This is a genomic window from Pseudomonas sp. TE31087, assembly GCF_057284075.1.
Map to the genome: position 1 here is coordinate 4,631,279 of NZ_JBXVNN010000001.1, position 14,303 is coordinate 4,645,581.

Here is a 14,303-nt window from a genome sequence, read left to right on the forward strand (position 1 = left end):
CGTCTTGCGTTATTGCGTCAGTTTGGCCTTGGCCGCCTCGAGGCCGGGTTTGCCGTCCACGGTGCTTACGCCAGCGAGCCAGGCATCCAGTTTGCCGGGGTTGTCCTTGAGCCACTTCTTGGCCGCCGCCTCGGGTTTCATCTTGTCGTCCAGGACATAGCCCATCATGGTGCTTTCATCCTTGAGCTCGAACGACAGGTTCTTCAGCAGCTGGCCGACGTTGGTGCATTCCTGCGCATAGCCCTTGCGGGTGTTGGTGAGCACGGTGGCCTTGCCGAAGTCGGGTCCGAAGAACTCGTCCCCGCCGGTCAGGTACTGCATCTTGAAGCGGGTGTTCATCGGGTGCGGTTCCCAGCCCAGGAACACCACCGCCTCGTCGCGTTTTTGCGCCCGCTCGACCTGCGACAGCATGCCGGCCTCGCTGGACTGCACGATCTTGAAGCCGGCGTCCTTCAGGCCGAAGGCATTCTTGTCGATCATGCTCTGGATGGTGCGGTTGCCGTCGTTGCCCGGTTCGATACCGTAGATCTTGCCGTCCAGTTCCTTCTTGAATTTCGGAATGTCCGAGAAGTCCTTCAGGCCCTTGTCATACAGGGCCTGTGGCACGGCCAGGGTGTACTTGGCGTTCTCCAGGTTGGCGCGCACGGTCTCGACAGTGCCGGCGTCGCGGTACTGCTTGATGTCGTTCTCCATGGTCGGCATCCAGTTGCCGAGAAACACGTCCAGGTCCTTGCCGGTGGCCAGCGACTTGTAGGTCACCGGTACCGAGATCATGGTGGTGTGGGTCTTGTAGCCCAGGGCTTGGAGCACGACGCTGGTGGTCGCGGTGGTGACCGTGATGTCGGTCCAGCCGACATCCGAGAAACGCACCGTTTGACACTGCTCGGGTTCGGCGGCCTGGGCCAGCAGCGGAGCGGACAGCAACGCGACCAGCAACAGCTTGGGTGAACCTTTCATGGATGGACTCCTGTGATTTTATCTTCGGGTTCGCGTGGGTCGCCGGGCGTTCTCAGGGCTCCGGTCGACCAGGCCTGCAGAGGGCAGGATGCGAGGCCGTGCAATACGAGTCGCTTTCGATAATCCTCCAGCGTTCGGCAATCGCCTACTGGTGGCGTCGTATCCAGTACAGGACGGGTCGCATCCAGTACGGACGATGTCGCAACTGGGTTTTTCCACCCCCCGACCTCGGTTTTTGCGGCGTCCCGGCGCTGGAAAACGGCGCACGCAGGGCCGGTGCAGGGGCGGCGCTGCTGGACAAAAGTACGTCGGTTGCAGACGGCGAGGGGGTGGGCAAAAGCCCGATGATGCGAGCATTCCAAGGCGGCTCGAGCTTTCAGCCTAGCAGTTGCGCAAGGCGGTGTTCGGCGCTGCGAGACAAGCCCATCAAGAGGTGATGCGACAATGGCCATCAGCGTGTTCGACCTGTTCAAGATCGGTGTCGGGCCTTCCAGCTCACACACCGTCGGCCCCATGCGCGCCGGCGCGCTGTTCGTCCAGGGGCTGCGCGAACGCGGCGAGCTGGAGCGGGTTCGGCGCATCGAGGTGCGGCTGTATGGCTCGCTGTCGGCCACCGGCGTCGGCCACGGCACCGACAACGCCACGATCATGGGCCTGATGGGCGAATGGCCCGACGCCATCGACCCCAGCCAGATCACCCCGCGCATCGCCGACCTGCGCGAAACCGGCGTGCTCAAGCTCGACAACCGCCTGCCCATCGAATTCGTCTGGGCCCGCGACATGCTGCTGCTGGACGAGAACCTGCCGTACCACCCCAACGCCATGACCCTGATCGCCGAAGGCGAGGGCGGCGAGCTGCATCGCGACACCTACTATTCGGTGGGCGGCGGCTTCGTGGTCGATGCCGCCCAGGCCGCCAGCGGTGTGCTCGACGCCGACCAGACCGTGCTGCCCTACGACTTCAACAGCGCCGCCGAGCTGCTGCAGCTGTGCAGGCAAAACGACCTGAGCGTGTCGCAATTGATGCTGGCCAACGAGAAGGTCTGGCGCAACGAAGCAGAGATCCGCGCCGGCCTGATCAGGCTCTGGAATGCCATGCAGGAGTGCGTGAACAACGGCCTCAAGCACGAGGGCATCTTGCCTGGCGGGTTGAATGTGCGCCGTCGCGCCGCCCGCCTGCACCGCAGCCTGCAGGAGCTGGGCAAGCCCAATGTGATCGGCTCGACCATGAGTGCCATGGAGTGGGTCAACCTCTACGCCCTGGCGGTCAACGAGGAAAACGCCGCCGGCGGGCGCATGGTCACCGCGCCCACCAACGGCGCGGCCGGGATCATTCCGGCGGTGCTGCACTACTACATGCGTTTCTCCGATGTGGTGGACGAATCCAACGTGGTGGACTTCTTCCTCGGCGCGGCGGCGGTGGGCATCCTGTGCAAGAAGAACGCCTCGATCTCCGGCGCCGAGGTCGGTTGCCAGGGCGAGGTCGGTTCGGCCTGCGCCATGGCCGCGGCGGGCCTGGCCGAAGTGCTGGGCGCGACGCCCGCGCAGTTGGAGAACGCCGCCGAGATCGCCCTGGAGCACAACCTCGGGCTGACCTGCGACCCGGTCGGCGGCCTGGTCCAGGTGCCGTGCATCGAGCGCAACGCCATCGCCGCGGTGAAGGCGATCAACGCCGTGCAGATGGCCCTGCGCGGCGACGGCGAGCACTTCATCTCCCTCGACCAGGTGATCCGCACCATGCGCGATACCGGCGCCGACATGCACGACAAGTACAAGGAAACCTCGCGCGGCGGCCTTGCGGTCAGCGTCATCGAGTGCTGATGCGCCGTTCTGGCCCACGCCTGACCGATGCGCCACATTCTGGCGCATCGGTTGTCATCTACCGGCTGTCGCCTGTCGTTACCAGCAGGGTCATTGTCGGTGACACTCAAGTCTGTCGCATCTGGGCAACCTTCCCACAAGTGCTACCGAATTGCTCAGCGGTGACGCGCAGGGGCGCTGGCGCGCCCGTTTGCGTTTGACCTGACGCTCATCACCCGGCCCGCTGGAAGGCGCATGCCGACGTCGTTTTTGGGTTTTATTGGATGAGCGTTCAATTTCAGGCATGCCATTTGCGTTGAGATTGGCAAAGCCCCTGCATACGAAACGGGGCCATTACAAGAACAGTGCTCGCCTGAGGCACACCCTGCATTGTGTGAGGAGAAATCGCGATGACGTCGTACACCTCCGGGAACCCAACCCAGAACCGCACAGCACCCCAGTCCATCGGCTTTCTCCTGCTGGACAACTTCACCCTCATCTCCCTGGCCTCGGCCGTCGAACCCCTGCGCATGGCTAACCAGCTGTCCGGCCGCGAGCTGTACCGCTGGCACACGCTGACCGTCGACGGTGGCCAGGTATGGGCCAGCGACGGCCTGCAGATCACCCCGGACGCGGCGATGCACAGCGCACCGCCCATGGACACGGTGATCGTCTGCGGCGGCGTGGGTATCCAGCGCACCGTCACCCGCGAGCACGTCACCTGGCTGCAGGCCCAGGCCCGCCAGTCGCGCCGCCTGGGCGCGGTGTGCACCGGCAGCTGGGCGCTGGCCTGCGCCGGCCTGCTCGACGGCTTCGACTGCAGCGTGCACTGGGAATGCCTGGCGGCGATGCAGGAAGCCTACCCGCGGGTCAACATGAGCACCCGCCTGTTCACCCTCGACCGCAACCGCTTCACCAGCTCCGGCGGAACCGCGCCGCTGGACATGATGCTGCACCTGATCAGCCGCGATCATGGCCGCGAGCTGTCGGCGGCGATCTCCGAGATGTTCGTCTACGAGCGCATCCGCAACGAGCAGGACCACCAGCGCGTGCCGCTCAAGCATATGCTCGGCACCAACCAGCCGAAGCTGCAGGAAATCGTCGCGCTGATGGAGGCCAACCTCGAGGAGCCGATCGACCTGGACGAACTGGCGGTGTACGTGGCGGTATCACGGCGTCAGCTCGAGCGTTTGTTCCAGAAGTACCTGCACTGCTCGCCGTCGCGCTACTACCTCAAGCTGCGCCTGATCCGGGCGCGGCAACTGCTCAAGCAGACGCCCATGTCGATCATCGAGGTGGCGTCGGTGTGCGGGTTCGTGTCCACGCCGCACTTCTCCAAGTGCTACCGCGAGTACTTCGGCATTCCGCCGCGTGACGAGCGCGTGGGTTCGAACACCACCCAGCAGGTGGCGATGATGCCGATCCCGCAGGCCATGGCCCTGTCGCCGCACAGCGGGCCGATGGCGGCGCTGAGCCAGGCGCGTAATGAATCGACCTTTGCCAGCGTGCGCCTCTGATACCGCGTTGCCTTCTTCGCGGGTAAACCCGCTCCCACAGGTTCGCCACCGTACTTAAAAGCGGTGGTGTACCTGTGGGAGCGGGTTTACCCGCGAAGAGGTCGGTGAAGATTCGCGGTCAGGCGCGTTTGTTGAACTGCGCCAACGCCGGCAGCAACTGCTTGTCGATGGCCTGGCGCACGGCCGGGAGGATGGTCGCGCTACCCGTGTACATCTGCTCGACCATGCCCTTCAGGGCCCGCGCATTGGGCTCGGTCAGCCCGCGTATCACCACCTCGCAGGCCTGCTCGGCGCTGGCGCCGGCCGGAATGTCGAAACCCCGTGAGCGCAGCTGGCCCAGCAGGTCGTCCTGGTCGATCAAGTCCGCATGCATCATGACTAATGTCCTTCGCCGCTGTTGTTTGCCATCGATTCTGTGTCCGACGCGCCAGGGCGGCAAGGGCGGATTGTCGCGATGGCCGCTTTGGCTAAGAACAGGTCGTTTACGGCTAAATCGTCGGGGAAGGAAGGCTGCACACTGAAGTCATTCACGGCACCGAGGGTTTGGTCACCCTCACTTCATGCACAGTGGATGTTGCTCGCTCTTGACCCCGGATGCTCACGGCTTTCCGGGGTTGTTTTTTATGTGGGCGAACATCTCGTGGGAGCGGGCTTGCCGCGCGATTGCGGTGATGAGCCTGTCATCGCTATCGCGGGGCAAGCCCGCTCCCACGAGATCATGCGTCAGGCCGGTAATTGTATGGTGCGGCCGATAAGTCCAGGAGGTGGTTGATCCTGCTGCTGATTGGCCAGCGCTTGCAACTGTTCTCTGCACCGCTCACTGAACGGCGCCGACCTCGGCCCCGCCAGGTCCACATGCAGCAGCATCTGCTCACTGGCCGCCAAGGCCTCGTCGAACCCCTCCCGGTGCAGGCTGTGGTACAGATGCAGGCGCTTCCTGTCGAAGCCGATGACCTGCGTCTGCACCCACACCTCGGTATCGAGCTTCACCTCGTGCAGGTAGTTGATGTGTGCCTCCAGGGTGAACAGCGAATGCCCGCTCTGGCCACGAGCATCGGCGTCCAGGCCGATGCGCTCCATCAGCGCATCGGTGGCGTAGCTGAAGATCAGCAGGTAGTAGGCATCGCGCAGGTGGCCGTTGTAGTCGACCCATTCCGGCAACACCCGGGTACGGTAGGTGATCAGGGCGGGCATCGTTTTCTCCTCAGTCGCCGAAGGCCATGCCGTGACTGGCTTTGCTGGAGCTGACCGCCTCCAGCACCGCCAGCAGGGTGTCATCACGATAGCGCTCCAGCGCGGCGATGCTGCGTTCACCCAACTGCTCCGAGGTACCTTCCACCACATCGTCGATCAGCTTGTCAGTCAGCTCCGGTGCCGGCAGGTAAGTCCAGGGCAGCTTCAGCGCCGGGCCGAACTGGGCCATGAAGTGGCGCATCCCGGCGTCACCACCGGCCAGGGTGTAGGTGAGGAAGGTGCCCATGAACGACCAGCGCAGGCCTGCGCCGAAGCGGATCGCGTCGTCGATCTCGCCGGTGCTGGCGACGCCATCGTTGACCAGGTGCAAGGCCTCGCGCCAGAGCGCTTCGAGCAGGCGGTCGGCGATAAAGCCGGGGACTTCCTTGCGTACATGCAGCGGGCGCATGCCCAACGCGGTGTAGATGGTTTTCGCCGCTTCGATGGCGTCGGGGCTGGTATTGCGGCCGCCGACGATCTCCACCAGTGGCAGCAGGTACACCGGGTTGAACGGGTGCCCCACCACGCAGCGCTCAGGGTGGGTGGCGGACTCGTAGAACTCGCTGGGCAGCAGGCCCGAGGTGCTGGAACCGATGATTGCATTCGGCTTGGCGGCGGCGCTGATTTTCGCGTGCAGGTCGAGTTTGAGGTCCAGGCGTTCGGGTGCACTCTCCTGGATGAAATCGGCGTCGCGCACGCATGCCTCGATGGTGGCGACAAAGGTCAGGCGATCCTGCGAGGCGCCGGGCGCCAGGCCCTGCTTCTCCAGGGCCGGCCAGGCATTGGCGATGCGCTTGCGCAGGGCCTCCTCGGCGCCCGGCGCCGGATCCCAGGCGATCACGTCCAGGCCATGGGCCAGGGCGCGGGCAACCCAGCCGCTGCCGATCACGCCGCTACCCAGGGCGGCGAAGGTCTTGATGTCGGTAATGAAAGGCATATCTGGCTCCTGCGGAACGTTGTTCAATGATGTGTCGTGCACGCGTGGGAGCAGGCTTGGCCCGCGATCACCGGCCAAGCCGGTGCCATCCGGCACGGTGCCTGTTTCGCGGGGCAAGCCCGCTCCCACAAGATCCCCATGATCTGCGGGGGCTCAGCGACGCCTGAGGTTCATCTTTTCCCGGCCTTCGGCCGGGGTAAGCACGCGGGCACCCATGCGGGTGATGATTTCCGCAGCCCGTTCCACCAGTTGACCGTTGCTGGCCAGCACGCCGCGGTCCAGATACAGGTTGTCCTCAAGCCCCACCCGCACGTTGCCGCCGAGCAGCACCGCCTGGGCGGCCATGGGCATCTGCATGCGGCCGATGCCGAAGCCGGCCCAGGTCACGTCGGCGGGCAGGTTGTCGACCATGGCTTTCATGGTGGTGGTGTCGGCCGGCGCGCCCCAGGGAATGCCCAGGCACAGCTGGAACAGCGGGTCGTCCAGCAGGCCTTCCTTGATCATTTGCTTGGCGAACCACAGGTGGCCGGTGTCGAAGATCTCCAGCTCGGCCTTCACGCCCAGTTCGGTAATGCGTTTTGCACCTGCGCGCAGCTGGGCCGGGGTGGAGACGTAGATGGCGTTACCATCGCCGAAATTGAGGGTGCCGCAGTCGAGGGTGCAGATTTCCGGCAGCAGCGCCTCGACGTGGGCCAGGCGCTCCAATGGGCCGATCAGGTCGGTGCCTGGTCCGAACTCCATGGGCGACTCGCCGGGGCCGATCTCCAGGTCGCCGCCCATGCCGGCGGTGAGGTTGACGATGATGTCGATGTCAGCCTCGCGGATGCGCTCCATCACTTCGCGGTAGAGGTTGACGTCGCGGCTGAAGCGGCCGGTCTGCGGATCGCGAACGTGGCAGTGGACTACGGTGGCGCCGGCCTTGGCGGCTTCCACGGCGGATTCGGCGATCTGTTTCGGGGTGACCGGGACCAGGTGGCTCTTGGCGACCGTGTCGCCGGCGCCGGTGAGGGCGCAGGTGATGATGACGTCGTGGTTCATGGTGGATTCCTTTTTGTGGCTGTGGGCCGGATCTCTGTAGGAGCGGCCTTGTGTCGCGATAGGGCCACAAAGCGGCCCCATCAACATCTGCCTGACGCATGAGTCCAGGGGGCGCTTCGCACCCCTATCGCGACACAAGGCCGCTCCTACACCGACCGGGTAGACCTGTCAGTGGACGAGTAGGCGATGAGGTTCTGTCAGTTGGCAGTGAGCTTGAGGTTGTCTGCGGCGGGCTTGCCATCGAAGGTCGTTACCCCGTCAAGCCAGCGGGCCTTGTCCTCGGGGTGGTCCTTGAGCCACTGGCGGGCGGACTCCAGCGCGTCCTTGTGATCGAGCAGCGGCTGCATCATCCGGCTCTCGTCCTCGGCGCTGAAACTCAGGTTGGCCAGCAGGCGGTGAGCGTTGGGGCAACGTTCGGCATAGTCCGGCGCGGTCACCGTCCACACCGTGGCGCGGCCTTCGTCCGGGCCCAGGGCATCCTGGCTGTCGCCGAGATAGACCATGTCGATGTTGACGTTCATCGGGTGCGGCGCCCAGCCGAAGAACACCACCGCCTCCTTGCGCCGTACCGCGCGATCCACCGCGGCGAGCATGCCGGCCTCGCTCGACTCGACCAGCTGGAACTTGCCCAGGTCGAACTGGTTCTTGCTGATCATCGCCTTGATCTGGGTATTGGCGCCCGAGCCTGGCTCGATGCCGTAGATCTTGCCACCCAGTTCCTTCTGGAACTTGTGGATGTCGGCGAACGTCTTCAGGCCCTTGTCGGCCAGGTACTTGGGCACGGCCAGGGTGGCGCGGGCGTCTTCCAGGCTGGGCTTGTCGAGCACCTTGACCTGGTTGGCCTGGATGAACGGGGTGATGGTCTGGGTCATGATCGGGTTCCAGTACCCGAGGAACATGTCCAGGCGCTTGTCGCGGATGCCGGCGAAGATGATCTGCTGCGAGGCGCTGGTCTGCTTGGTCTGGTAGCCCAGGCCATCGAGCAGCACCTGGGCCATGGCGCTGGTGGCGATCACGTCGGTCCAGTTGACCACGCCCAGGCGCACGTCCTTGCAGACGGCGGGTTCGGCGGCGAACAGGGGAGCGGCTACGGTGGTGCTGAGCACGAGGGACAACAGGCTGCGGCGGATAAAGCGTTGCATGGTGGCTCTCCATCGGCAGTGCATATTGTTATGGGTCCGGCCTCTGCGGGCCGTGAGAACACGCTACGCTGGCAGCAGGGTGGAAAATCGCACCCTGGCGACCAACACTTGCACGGAGGCGACCACCTTTGCGCGGAGCATGCGATGCCGGAAACCATAGACTTCCTGTTGCTACCCGGCTTTTCCGCCATGGGTTTCATCAGTGCCATCGAGCCGTTGCGCGTGGCCAATCGCTTCCGTGGCCCGTTGTACCGCTGGCGTGTACTGAGCCTGGACGGTGGCGCGGTAGAGGCCAGCAACGGCATGTCGGTGAATGCCGACGGCGCGCTGGGGGAGGGTGGGCATGGGCGACTGTTGCTGCTGGTGGCCGGCTTCGAGCCACTGGCGTGCTATGGGTCGGCGCTGCAACAGACGCTGCGCCGCCTCGACCATGAAGGCGTGGTGCTCGGGGGCATCGACACGGGCGCGATGGTGCTGGCTGAGGCCGGGCTGCTCGACGGTCACCGGGCGACCCTGCACTGGGAGGCGCTGGAGGCGTTCAAGGAGCGCTATCCACGTCTGCAGGCGACCCAGGAGCTGTTCGAGATCGACCGCCGACGCATCACCTGCGCCGGCGGCACGGCCTCCATCGACCTGATGCTCGACCTGATCGCCCAGGCCCACGGCAGTGAGCTGGCGGTGCAGGTTTCCGAGCAGTTCGTGCTCGGGCGAATACGCCCGCGCCAGGACCACCAGCGCATGGAGATCGCCACGCGTTATGGGCTGCGCAACAAGAAGCTGGTGAAGGTGATCGGCGAGATGGAGCGCAACACAGAACTGCCGCTCAACACCCAGGTGCTGGCCGATGGCGTGCAGGTGACCCGGCGCCAGTTGGAGCGGCTGTTTCGCTTGTACCTGGACGACACGCCCAGTGGTTTCTACCTGCGGCTGCGGCTGGACAAGGCCCGCCAGTTGCTGCGCCAGACCGACATGAGCGTGCTGGAGGTGGCGGTGGCGTGCGGGTTCGAGTCGGCGTCGTATTTCACCCGCTGCTATCGGGCGCGGTTCGAGCGGTGTCCGCGGGAGGACAGACGATTGGTCGTGTCATGAAGTGAGCATTCGCGGGGCAAGCCCGCTCCCACGTTATGGGCTGGTATCCAGCACTTCATGGCGTGGGAGCGGGCTTGCCCCGCGATAGGGCCGGTCCAGCCGGTCACTGCTGCCCGATGGTCTGCAGATACTCCGACCGCTCGTCGCTACGCTGCGCCACGCAGGTGTTCCAGGCCGCCTCGAAGGCCTTGCTCCCAGGCTTTTCGGCCCAGGTCTCGACCTTGCAGTCGGCGTCGCGCAACTGCGCCCACAGCTTTTCGGCGGCCTCCATCTTGCCGCTCAGCGCCGCGGCCTTGTCGCTTTCATCCGCGTACTGGTCGCGGATGCGTTGCATCAGGTCGTCATAGGCCGCCTTAAGCTCGCGCTCGGCGGTCTGCTTGTTGTAGGCCGCGCAGGCGTACCCCTGCTGGTCGGTCTCGACGTTGTCGCAGGGCGTGCTTTCTTCCTCGGCGGCGTGCGCGGTGCCCGCGACCGCCAGCAGGACCAGCCATGCCATTGATTTTCATCCGTTTTCTCCTGAACAGGCTGACGAATCGCCGGGATTCTCGCTCAGCCTCGGGCGCGGCGATAGCTCCCTGACGAAATGTTCATCAAAGGCTTGCAAAGGCAGTTGTCGAGACTGGCTCTCATCTGCGAGGCGCAGGCCAGAGCGTGCCCTGTCGGGCTTTGACGCTTTCGGCAAACCCCCTGTCGTTTTTGCATCGGGGCGCCTCGGGCGGCAGGCATATGCTGGCCCCAAAGCGCCGGCACAAGGTTCGGCGCATGCAGACTTCAATAAAAGGGGACAGCCTGATGAGCCCAGCCGAACTTCACGCCGACAGCATCGTCATCGACGGCCTGATCATTGCCAAATGGAACCGCGAGCTGTTCGAGGACATGCGCAAGGGCGGGCTGACCGCGGCCAACTGCACGGTCTCGGTGTGGGAGGGCTTCAAGGCCACCGTCGACAATATCGCGTCCAGCCAGAAGCTGATCCGCGACAACAGCGACCTGGTGATGCCGGTGCGCACCACCGCCGACATCCGCAAGGCCAAGGAGCTGGGCAAGACCGGCATCCTTTTCGGCTTCCAGAACGCCCATGCGTTCGAGGACCAGATCGCCTATGTCGACGTGTTCAAGCAACTGGGCGTGGGCATCGTGCAGATGTGCTACAACACCCAGAACCTGGTGGGCACCGGTTGCTACGAGCGTGATGGTGGCCTGTCGGGCTTCGGCCGCGAGATCGTCGCCGAGATGAACCGCGTCGGCATCATGTGCGACCTGTCCCACGTCGGCTCCAAGACCTCCGAAGAAGTCATCCTCGAGTCGAAGAAGCCGGTCTGCTATTCCCACTGCCTGCCATCGGGCCTCAAAGAACACCCACGCAACAAGTCCGACGCGGAACTTAAGTTCATTGCCGAGCACGGCGGCTTCGTCGGCGTGACCATGTTCGCGCCGTTCCTCGCCAAGGGCATCGACTCGACCATCGACGACTATGCCGAGGCCATCGAGTACACCATGAACATCGTCGGCGAGGACGCCATCGGCATTGGTACCGACTTCACCCAGGGCCATGGCCAGGACTTCTTCGAGTACCTGACCCACGACAAGGGCTACGCCCGCCGTCTGACCAACTTCGGCAAGATCATCAACCCGCTGGGAATTCGCACTGTCGGCGAATTCCCCAACCTCACCGAGACCCTGCTCAAGCGCGGCCACTCCGAACGGGTGGTGCGCAAGATCATGGGCGAAAACTGGGTCAACGTCTTGAAAGACGTCTGGGGCGAGTAAGCCGCTCTCCAAGCCTGAAAGCCCCTGCCAGCAACGCCGGGGCATCCAAACAAAAAATTTTATGGAGTTGAGTTTCCATGGCCAAGATCGCCCCGCAATTGCCAATCGAAGTCGACAGCGAGACCGGTGTCTGGACCAGCGACGCCCTGCCGATGCTCTACGTGCCACGGCATTTCTTCGTCAACAACCACATGGGCATCGAGGAAGTGCTGGGCGCCGACAAGTACGCCGAGATCCTCTACAAGGCCGGCTACAAGTCCGCCTGGCACTGGTGCGAGAAAGAGGCCGAATGCCATGGACTGGAAGGCGTGGCGGTGTTCGAGCACTACATGAAGCGCCTGTCCCAGCGGGGCTGGGGCCTGTTCCAGATCCAGGACATCGACCTGGATAAGGGCACCTGCAGCGTCAAGCTCAAGCACTCCGCATTCGTGTACGTCTATGGCAAGTGCGGCCGCAAGGTCGACTACATGTTCACCGGCTGGTTCGCCGGGGCCATGGACCAGATTCTCGCTGCCCGCGGCAGCTCGATCCGCACCGTGGCCGAACAGGTCTACGGCGGGTCGGAAGAAGGCCACGAAGATGGCCTGTTCGTTACAAAGCCGTTGTAAGCCGGAGATAGCGTCATGGCCTTCGAAGCAATGTTCCAGCCGATCCAGATCGGCAAGCTGACCGTCCGCAACCGTGTGCTCAGCACCGCGCACGCCGAGGTCTACGCCACCGACGGCGGCATGACCACCGACCGCTACGTGAAGTACTACGAAGAGAAGGCCAAGGGCGGCATCGGCCTGGCCATCTGCGGCGGCTCGTCGGTGGTGGCCATCGACAGCCCGCAGGAGTGGTGGTCGTCGGTGAACCTGTCCACCGACCGCATCATCCCGCATTTCCAGAACCTCGCCGACGCCATGCACAAGCATGGCGCCAAGATCATGATCCAGATTACCCACATGGGCCGTCGCTCGCGCTGGGACGGCTTCAACTGGCCGACCCTGATGTCGCCGTCGGGCATTCGCGAACCGGTGCACCGCGCCACCTGCAAGACCATCGAGGTGGAGGAGATCTGGCGGGTGATCGGCAACTACGCGCAAGCGGCGCGTCGTGCCAAGGAGGGCGGCCTGGATGGTGTCGAGCTGTCGGCCGTGCACCAGCACATGATCGACCAGTTCTGGAGCCCACGGGTCAACAAGCGTACCGACGAGTGGGGCGGCACCTTCGAAGGCCGCATGAAATTTGGCCTGGAAGTGCTCAAGGCCGTGCGCAAGGAAGTCGGTGACGACTTCTGCGTGGGCATGCGCATCTGCGGCGACGAGTTCCACCCCGATGGCCTGAGCCACGAGGACATGAAGCAGATCGCCGCCTACTACGACGCCACCGGCATGCTCGATTTCATCGGCGTGGTCGGCTCGGGCTGCGACACCCACAACACCCTGGCCAACGTCATCCCCAACATGAGCTACCCGCCGGAGCCCTTCCTGCACCTGGCGGCCGGCATCAAGGAAGTGGTCAAGGTCCCGGTGCTGCACGCGCAGAACATCAAGGACCCGAACCAGGCCACGCGCATCCTGGAGGGCGGCTACGTCGACATGGTCGGCATGACCCGCGCGCACATCGCCGACCCGCACCTGATCGCCAAGATCAAGATGGGCCAGGTCGACCAGATCAAGCAGTGCGTCGGTGCCAACTACTGCATCGACCGTCAGTACCAGGGCCTGGATGTGCTGTGCATCCAGAACGCCGCGACCTCCCGTGAATACATGGGCGTGCCGCACATCATCGAGAAATCCACCGGGCCGAAGCGCAAGGTGGTGGTGGTTGGCGCCGGCCCGGCCGGCATGGAGGCGGCCCGCGTCGCCGCCGAGCGTGGCCACGACGTCACCGTGTTCGAGAAGAAAGACCAGATCGGCGGGCAGATCACCATCGCCGCCAAGGCGCCGCAGCGCGACCAGATCGCCGGCATCACCCGCTGGTACCAGCTGGAGTTCGCCCGCCTCAAGGTCGACCTGCGCCTGGGGACCGCCGCGGATGTGGACACCATCCAGGACCTGCGCCCGGACATCATCGTGCTGGCGGTGGGCGGCCATTCGTTCCTCGAGCAGAACGAGCACTGGGGTGCCGCCGAAGGGCTGGTGGTGAGCAGCTGGGATGTGCTGGATGGCAAGGTGGCGCCGGGCAAGAACGTGCTGGTGTACGACACCATCTGCGAGTTCACCGGCATGTCGGTGGCCGACTTCATCGCCGACAAGGGCAGCCAGGTCGAGATCGTCACCGACGACATCAAGCCGGGCGTGGCCATGGGCGGCACGAGCTTCCCGACCTACTACCGCAGCATGTACCCCAAGGAAGTGATCATGACCGGCGACATGATGCTGGAAAAGGTCTATCGCGAGGGCGACAAGCTGGTGGCGGTGCTCGAGAACGAGTACACCGGCGCCAAGGAAGAGCGCGTGGTCGATCAGGTGGTGGTGGAGAACGGTGTGCGGCCTGACGAGCAGCTGTACTACGCGCTCAAGGACGGCTCGCGCAACAAGGGCCAGATCGACGTGGAGGCGCTGTTCGCCATCAAGCCGCAGCCGATCCTCAGCCAGCCGGGCGAGGGTTACCTGCTGTATCGCATCGGTGACTGCGTGGCCCAGCGCAACGTGCATGCGGCGATCTATGACGCCTTGCGCTTGTGCAAGGACTTCTGATCGCACCGCCTCTCTAGAGGCGGGATTGGCCCCCTGTAGGAGCGGCCTTGTGTCGCGAAAGGGCTGCGCAGCGGCCCCAGCAATTCATCAGCGCTGAGAATGCTGGGGCCGCTTCGCAGCCCTTTCGCGACACAAG

General features: G+C 64.4%; 13 protein-coding genes. 6 read left to right on the plus strand and 7 right to left on the minus strand.

Annotated elements, in window-relative coordinates:
* Positions 1-9: 9 nt before the first annotated feature.
* Positions 10-957: a choline ABC transporter substrate-binding protein gene (locus ACZ899_RS20855; RefSeq protein WP_234560630.1), complete on the minus strand. Its 948-nt coding sequence runs from the start codon at positions 955-957 to the stop codon at positions 10-12.
* Between the two features lie 444 nt (positions 958-1,401).
* Between ACZ899_RS20855 and ACZ899_RS20860 the strand changes: the two genes are divergently transcribed.
* Entirely contained in the window at positions 1,402-2,778 is a 1,377-nt protein-coding gene (locus ACZ899_RS20860) for an L-serine ammonia-lyase (RefSeq protein ID WP_234560631.1), read from the plus strand.
* A 389-nt stretch (positions 2,779-3,167) separates the two neighbouring features.
* Positions 3,168-4,274 (plus strand): choline metabolism transcriptional regulator GbdR, encoded by a 1,107-nt coding sequence (gene gbdR, locus ACZ899_RS20865; protein ID WP_234560632.1) that lies wholly within the window; start codon positions 3,168-3,170, stop codon positions 4,272-4,274.
* A gap of 118 nt (positions 4,275-4,392) precedes the next feature.
* Here gbdR and ACZ899_RS20870 read toward each other — a convergent pair whose 3' ends face one another.
* The 5 genes from ACZ899_RS20870 to choX all read right to left on the minus strand — a co-directional run bounded on the left by ACZ899_RS20870 (position 4,393) and on the right by choX (position 8,624).
* Entirely contained in the window at positions 4,393-4,650 is a 258-nt protein-coding gene (locus ACZ899_RS20870) for a hypothetical protein (protein ID WP_028688456.1), read from the minus strand.
* Between the two features lie 347 nt (positions 4,651-4,997).
* The gene (locus ACZ899_RS20875) at positions 4,998-5,468 is read right to left on the minus strand and encodes a thioesterase family protein (RefSeq protein WP_234560633.1); all 471 of its coding nucleotides are present in this window, start codon (positions 5,466-5,468) and stop codon (positions 4,998-5,000) included.
* A 10-nt stretch (positions 5,469-5,478) separates the two neighbouring features.
* Positions 5,479-6,444 (minus strand): L-carnitine dehydrogenase, encoded by a 966-nt coding sequence (locus tag ACZ899_RS20880; protein ID WP_234560634.1) that lies wholly within the window; start codon positions 6,442-6,444, stop codon positions 5,479-5,481.
* 153 nt (positions 6,445-6,597) lie between these two features.
* A complete protein-coding gene (gene cdhC, locus ACZ899_RS20885) occupies positions 6,598-7,482 on the minus strand; it encodes a 3-dehydrocarnitine:acetyl-CoA trimethylamine transferase CdhC (RefSeq protein WP_232855020.1) in 885 nt (294 codons plus the stop codon).
* 197 nt (positions 7,483-7,679) lie between these two features.
* Positions 7,680-8,624: a choline ABC transporter substrate-binding protein gene (gene choX, locus ACZ899_RS20890; RefSeq protein WP_234560635.1), complete on the minus strand. Its 945-nt coding sequence runs from the start codon at positions 8,622-8,624 to the stop codon at positions 7,680-7,682.
* Positions 8,625-8,768: 144 nt separating this feature from the next.
* Here choX and ACZ899_RS20895 point away from each other — a divergent pair, with 144 nt between their 5' ends.
* On the plus strand, positions 8,769-9,713 hold the full coding sequence (locus ACZ899_RS20895; protein ID WP_234560636.1) for a GlxA family transcriptional regulator: 945 nt from the start codon (positions 8,769-8,771) through the stop codon (positions 9,711-9,713).
* A 103-nt stretch (positions 9,714-9,816) separates the two neighbouring features.
* Here ACZ899_RS20895 and ACZ899_RS20900 read toward each other — a convergent pair whose 3' ends face one another.
* Positions 9,817-10,209: a lysozyme inhibitor LprI family protein gene (locus tag ACZ899_RS20900; protein WP_485627720.1), complete on the minus strand. Its 393-nt coding sequence runs from the start codon at positions 10,207-10,209 to the stop codon at positions 9,817-9,819.
* 296 nt (positions 10,210-10,505) lie between these two features.
* Between ACZ899_RS20900 and ACZ899_RS20905 the strand changes: the two genes are divergently transcribed.
* The 3 genes from ACZ899_RS20905 (at position 10,506) to dgcA (ending at position 14,167) form a co-directional block, all read left to right on the plus strand.
* Entirely contained in the window at positions 10,506-11,483 is a 978-nt protein-coding gene (locus ACZ899_RS20905) for a dipeptidase (RefSeq protein WP_234560638.1), read from the plus strand.
* A 77-nt stretch (positions 11,484-11,560) separates the two neighbouring features.
* Positions 11,561-12,091 (plus strand): DUF5943 domain-containing protein, encoded by a 531-nt coding sequence (locus ACZ899_RS20910; protein WP_028688448.1) that lies wholly within the window; start codon positions 11,561-11,563, stop codon positions 12,089-12,091.
* 15 nt (positions 12,092-12,106) lie between these two features.
* Positions 12,107-14,167, plus strand: a complete 2,061-nt coding sequence (gene dgcA, locus ACZ899_RS20915) for a dimethylglycine demethylation protein DgcA (protein ID WP_232855022.1) — start codon at positions 12,107-12,109, stop codon at positions 14,165-14,167.
* Positions 14,168-14,303 lie beyond the last annotated feature (136 nt).

What these genes read in the sequence shown, in the direction of transcription:
- ACZ899_RS20855 (WP_234560630.1), bottom strand. Translation starts at nt 957, where the DNA reads ATGAAAGGTTCACCCAAGCTGTTGCTGGTCGCGTTGCTGTCCGCTCCG.
- ACZ899_RS20860 (WP_234560631.1), top strand. Translation starts at nt 1,402, where the DNA reads ATGGCCATCAGCGTGTTCGACCTGTTCAAGATCGGTGTCGGGCCTTCC.
- gbdR (WP_234560632.1), top strand. Translation starts at nt 3,168, where the DNA reads ATGACGTCGTACACCTCCGGGAACCCAACCCAGAACCGCACAGCACCC.
- ACZ899_RS20870 (WP_028688456.1), bottom strand. Translation starts at nt 4,650, where the DNA reads ATGATGCATGCGGACTTGATCGACCAGGACGACCTGCTGGGCCAGCTG.
- ACZ899_RS20875 (WP_234560633.1), bottom strand. Translation starts at nt 5,468, where the DNA reads ATGCCCGCCCTGATCACCTACCGTACCCGGGTGTTGCCGGAATGGGTC.
- ACZ899_RS20880 (WP_234560634.1), bottom strand. Translation starts at nt 6,444, where the DNA reads ATGCCTTTCATTACCGACATCAAGACCTTCGCCGCCCTGGGTAGCGGC.
- cdhC (WP_232855020.1), bottom strand. Translation starts at nt 7,482, where the DNA reads ATGAACCACGACGTCATCATCACCTGCGCCCTCACCGGCGCCGGCGAC.
- choX (WP_234560635.1), bottom strand. Translation starts at nt 8,624, where the DNA reads ATGCAACGCTTTATCCGCCGCAGCCTGTTGTCCCTCGTGCTCAGCACC.
- ACZ899_RS20895 (WP_234560636.1), top strand. Translation starts at nt 8,769, where the DNA reads ATGCCGGAAACCATAGACTTCCTGTTGCTACCCGGCTTTTCCGCCATG.
- ACZ899_RS20900 (WP_485627720.1), bottom strand. Translation starts at nt 10,209, where the DNA reads ATGGCATGGCTGGTCCTGCTGGCGGTCGCGGGCACCGCGCACGCCGCC.
- ACZ899_RS20905 (WP_234560638.1), top strand. Translation starts at nt 10,506, where the DNA reads ATGAGCCCAGCCGAACTTCACGCCGACAGCATCGTCATCGACGGCCTG.
- ACZ899_RS20910 (WP_028688448.1), top strand. Translation starts at nt 11,561, where the DNA reads ATGGCCAAGATCGCCCCGCAATTGCCAATCGAAGTCGACAGCGAGACC.
- dgcA (WP_232855022.1), top strand. Translation starts at nt 12,107, where the DNA reads ATGGCCTTCGAAGCAATGTTCCAGCCGATCCAGATCGGCAAGCTGACC.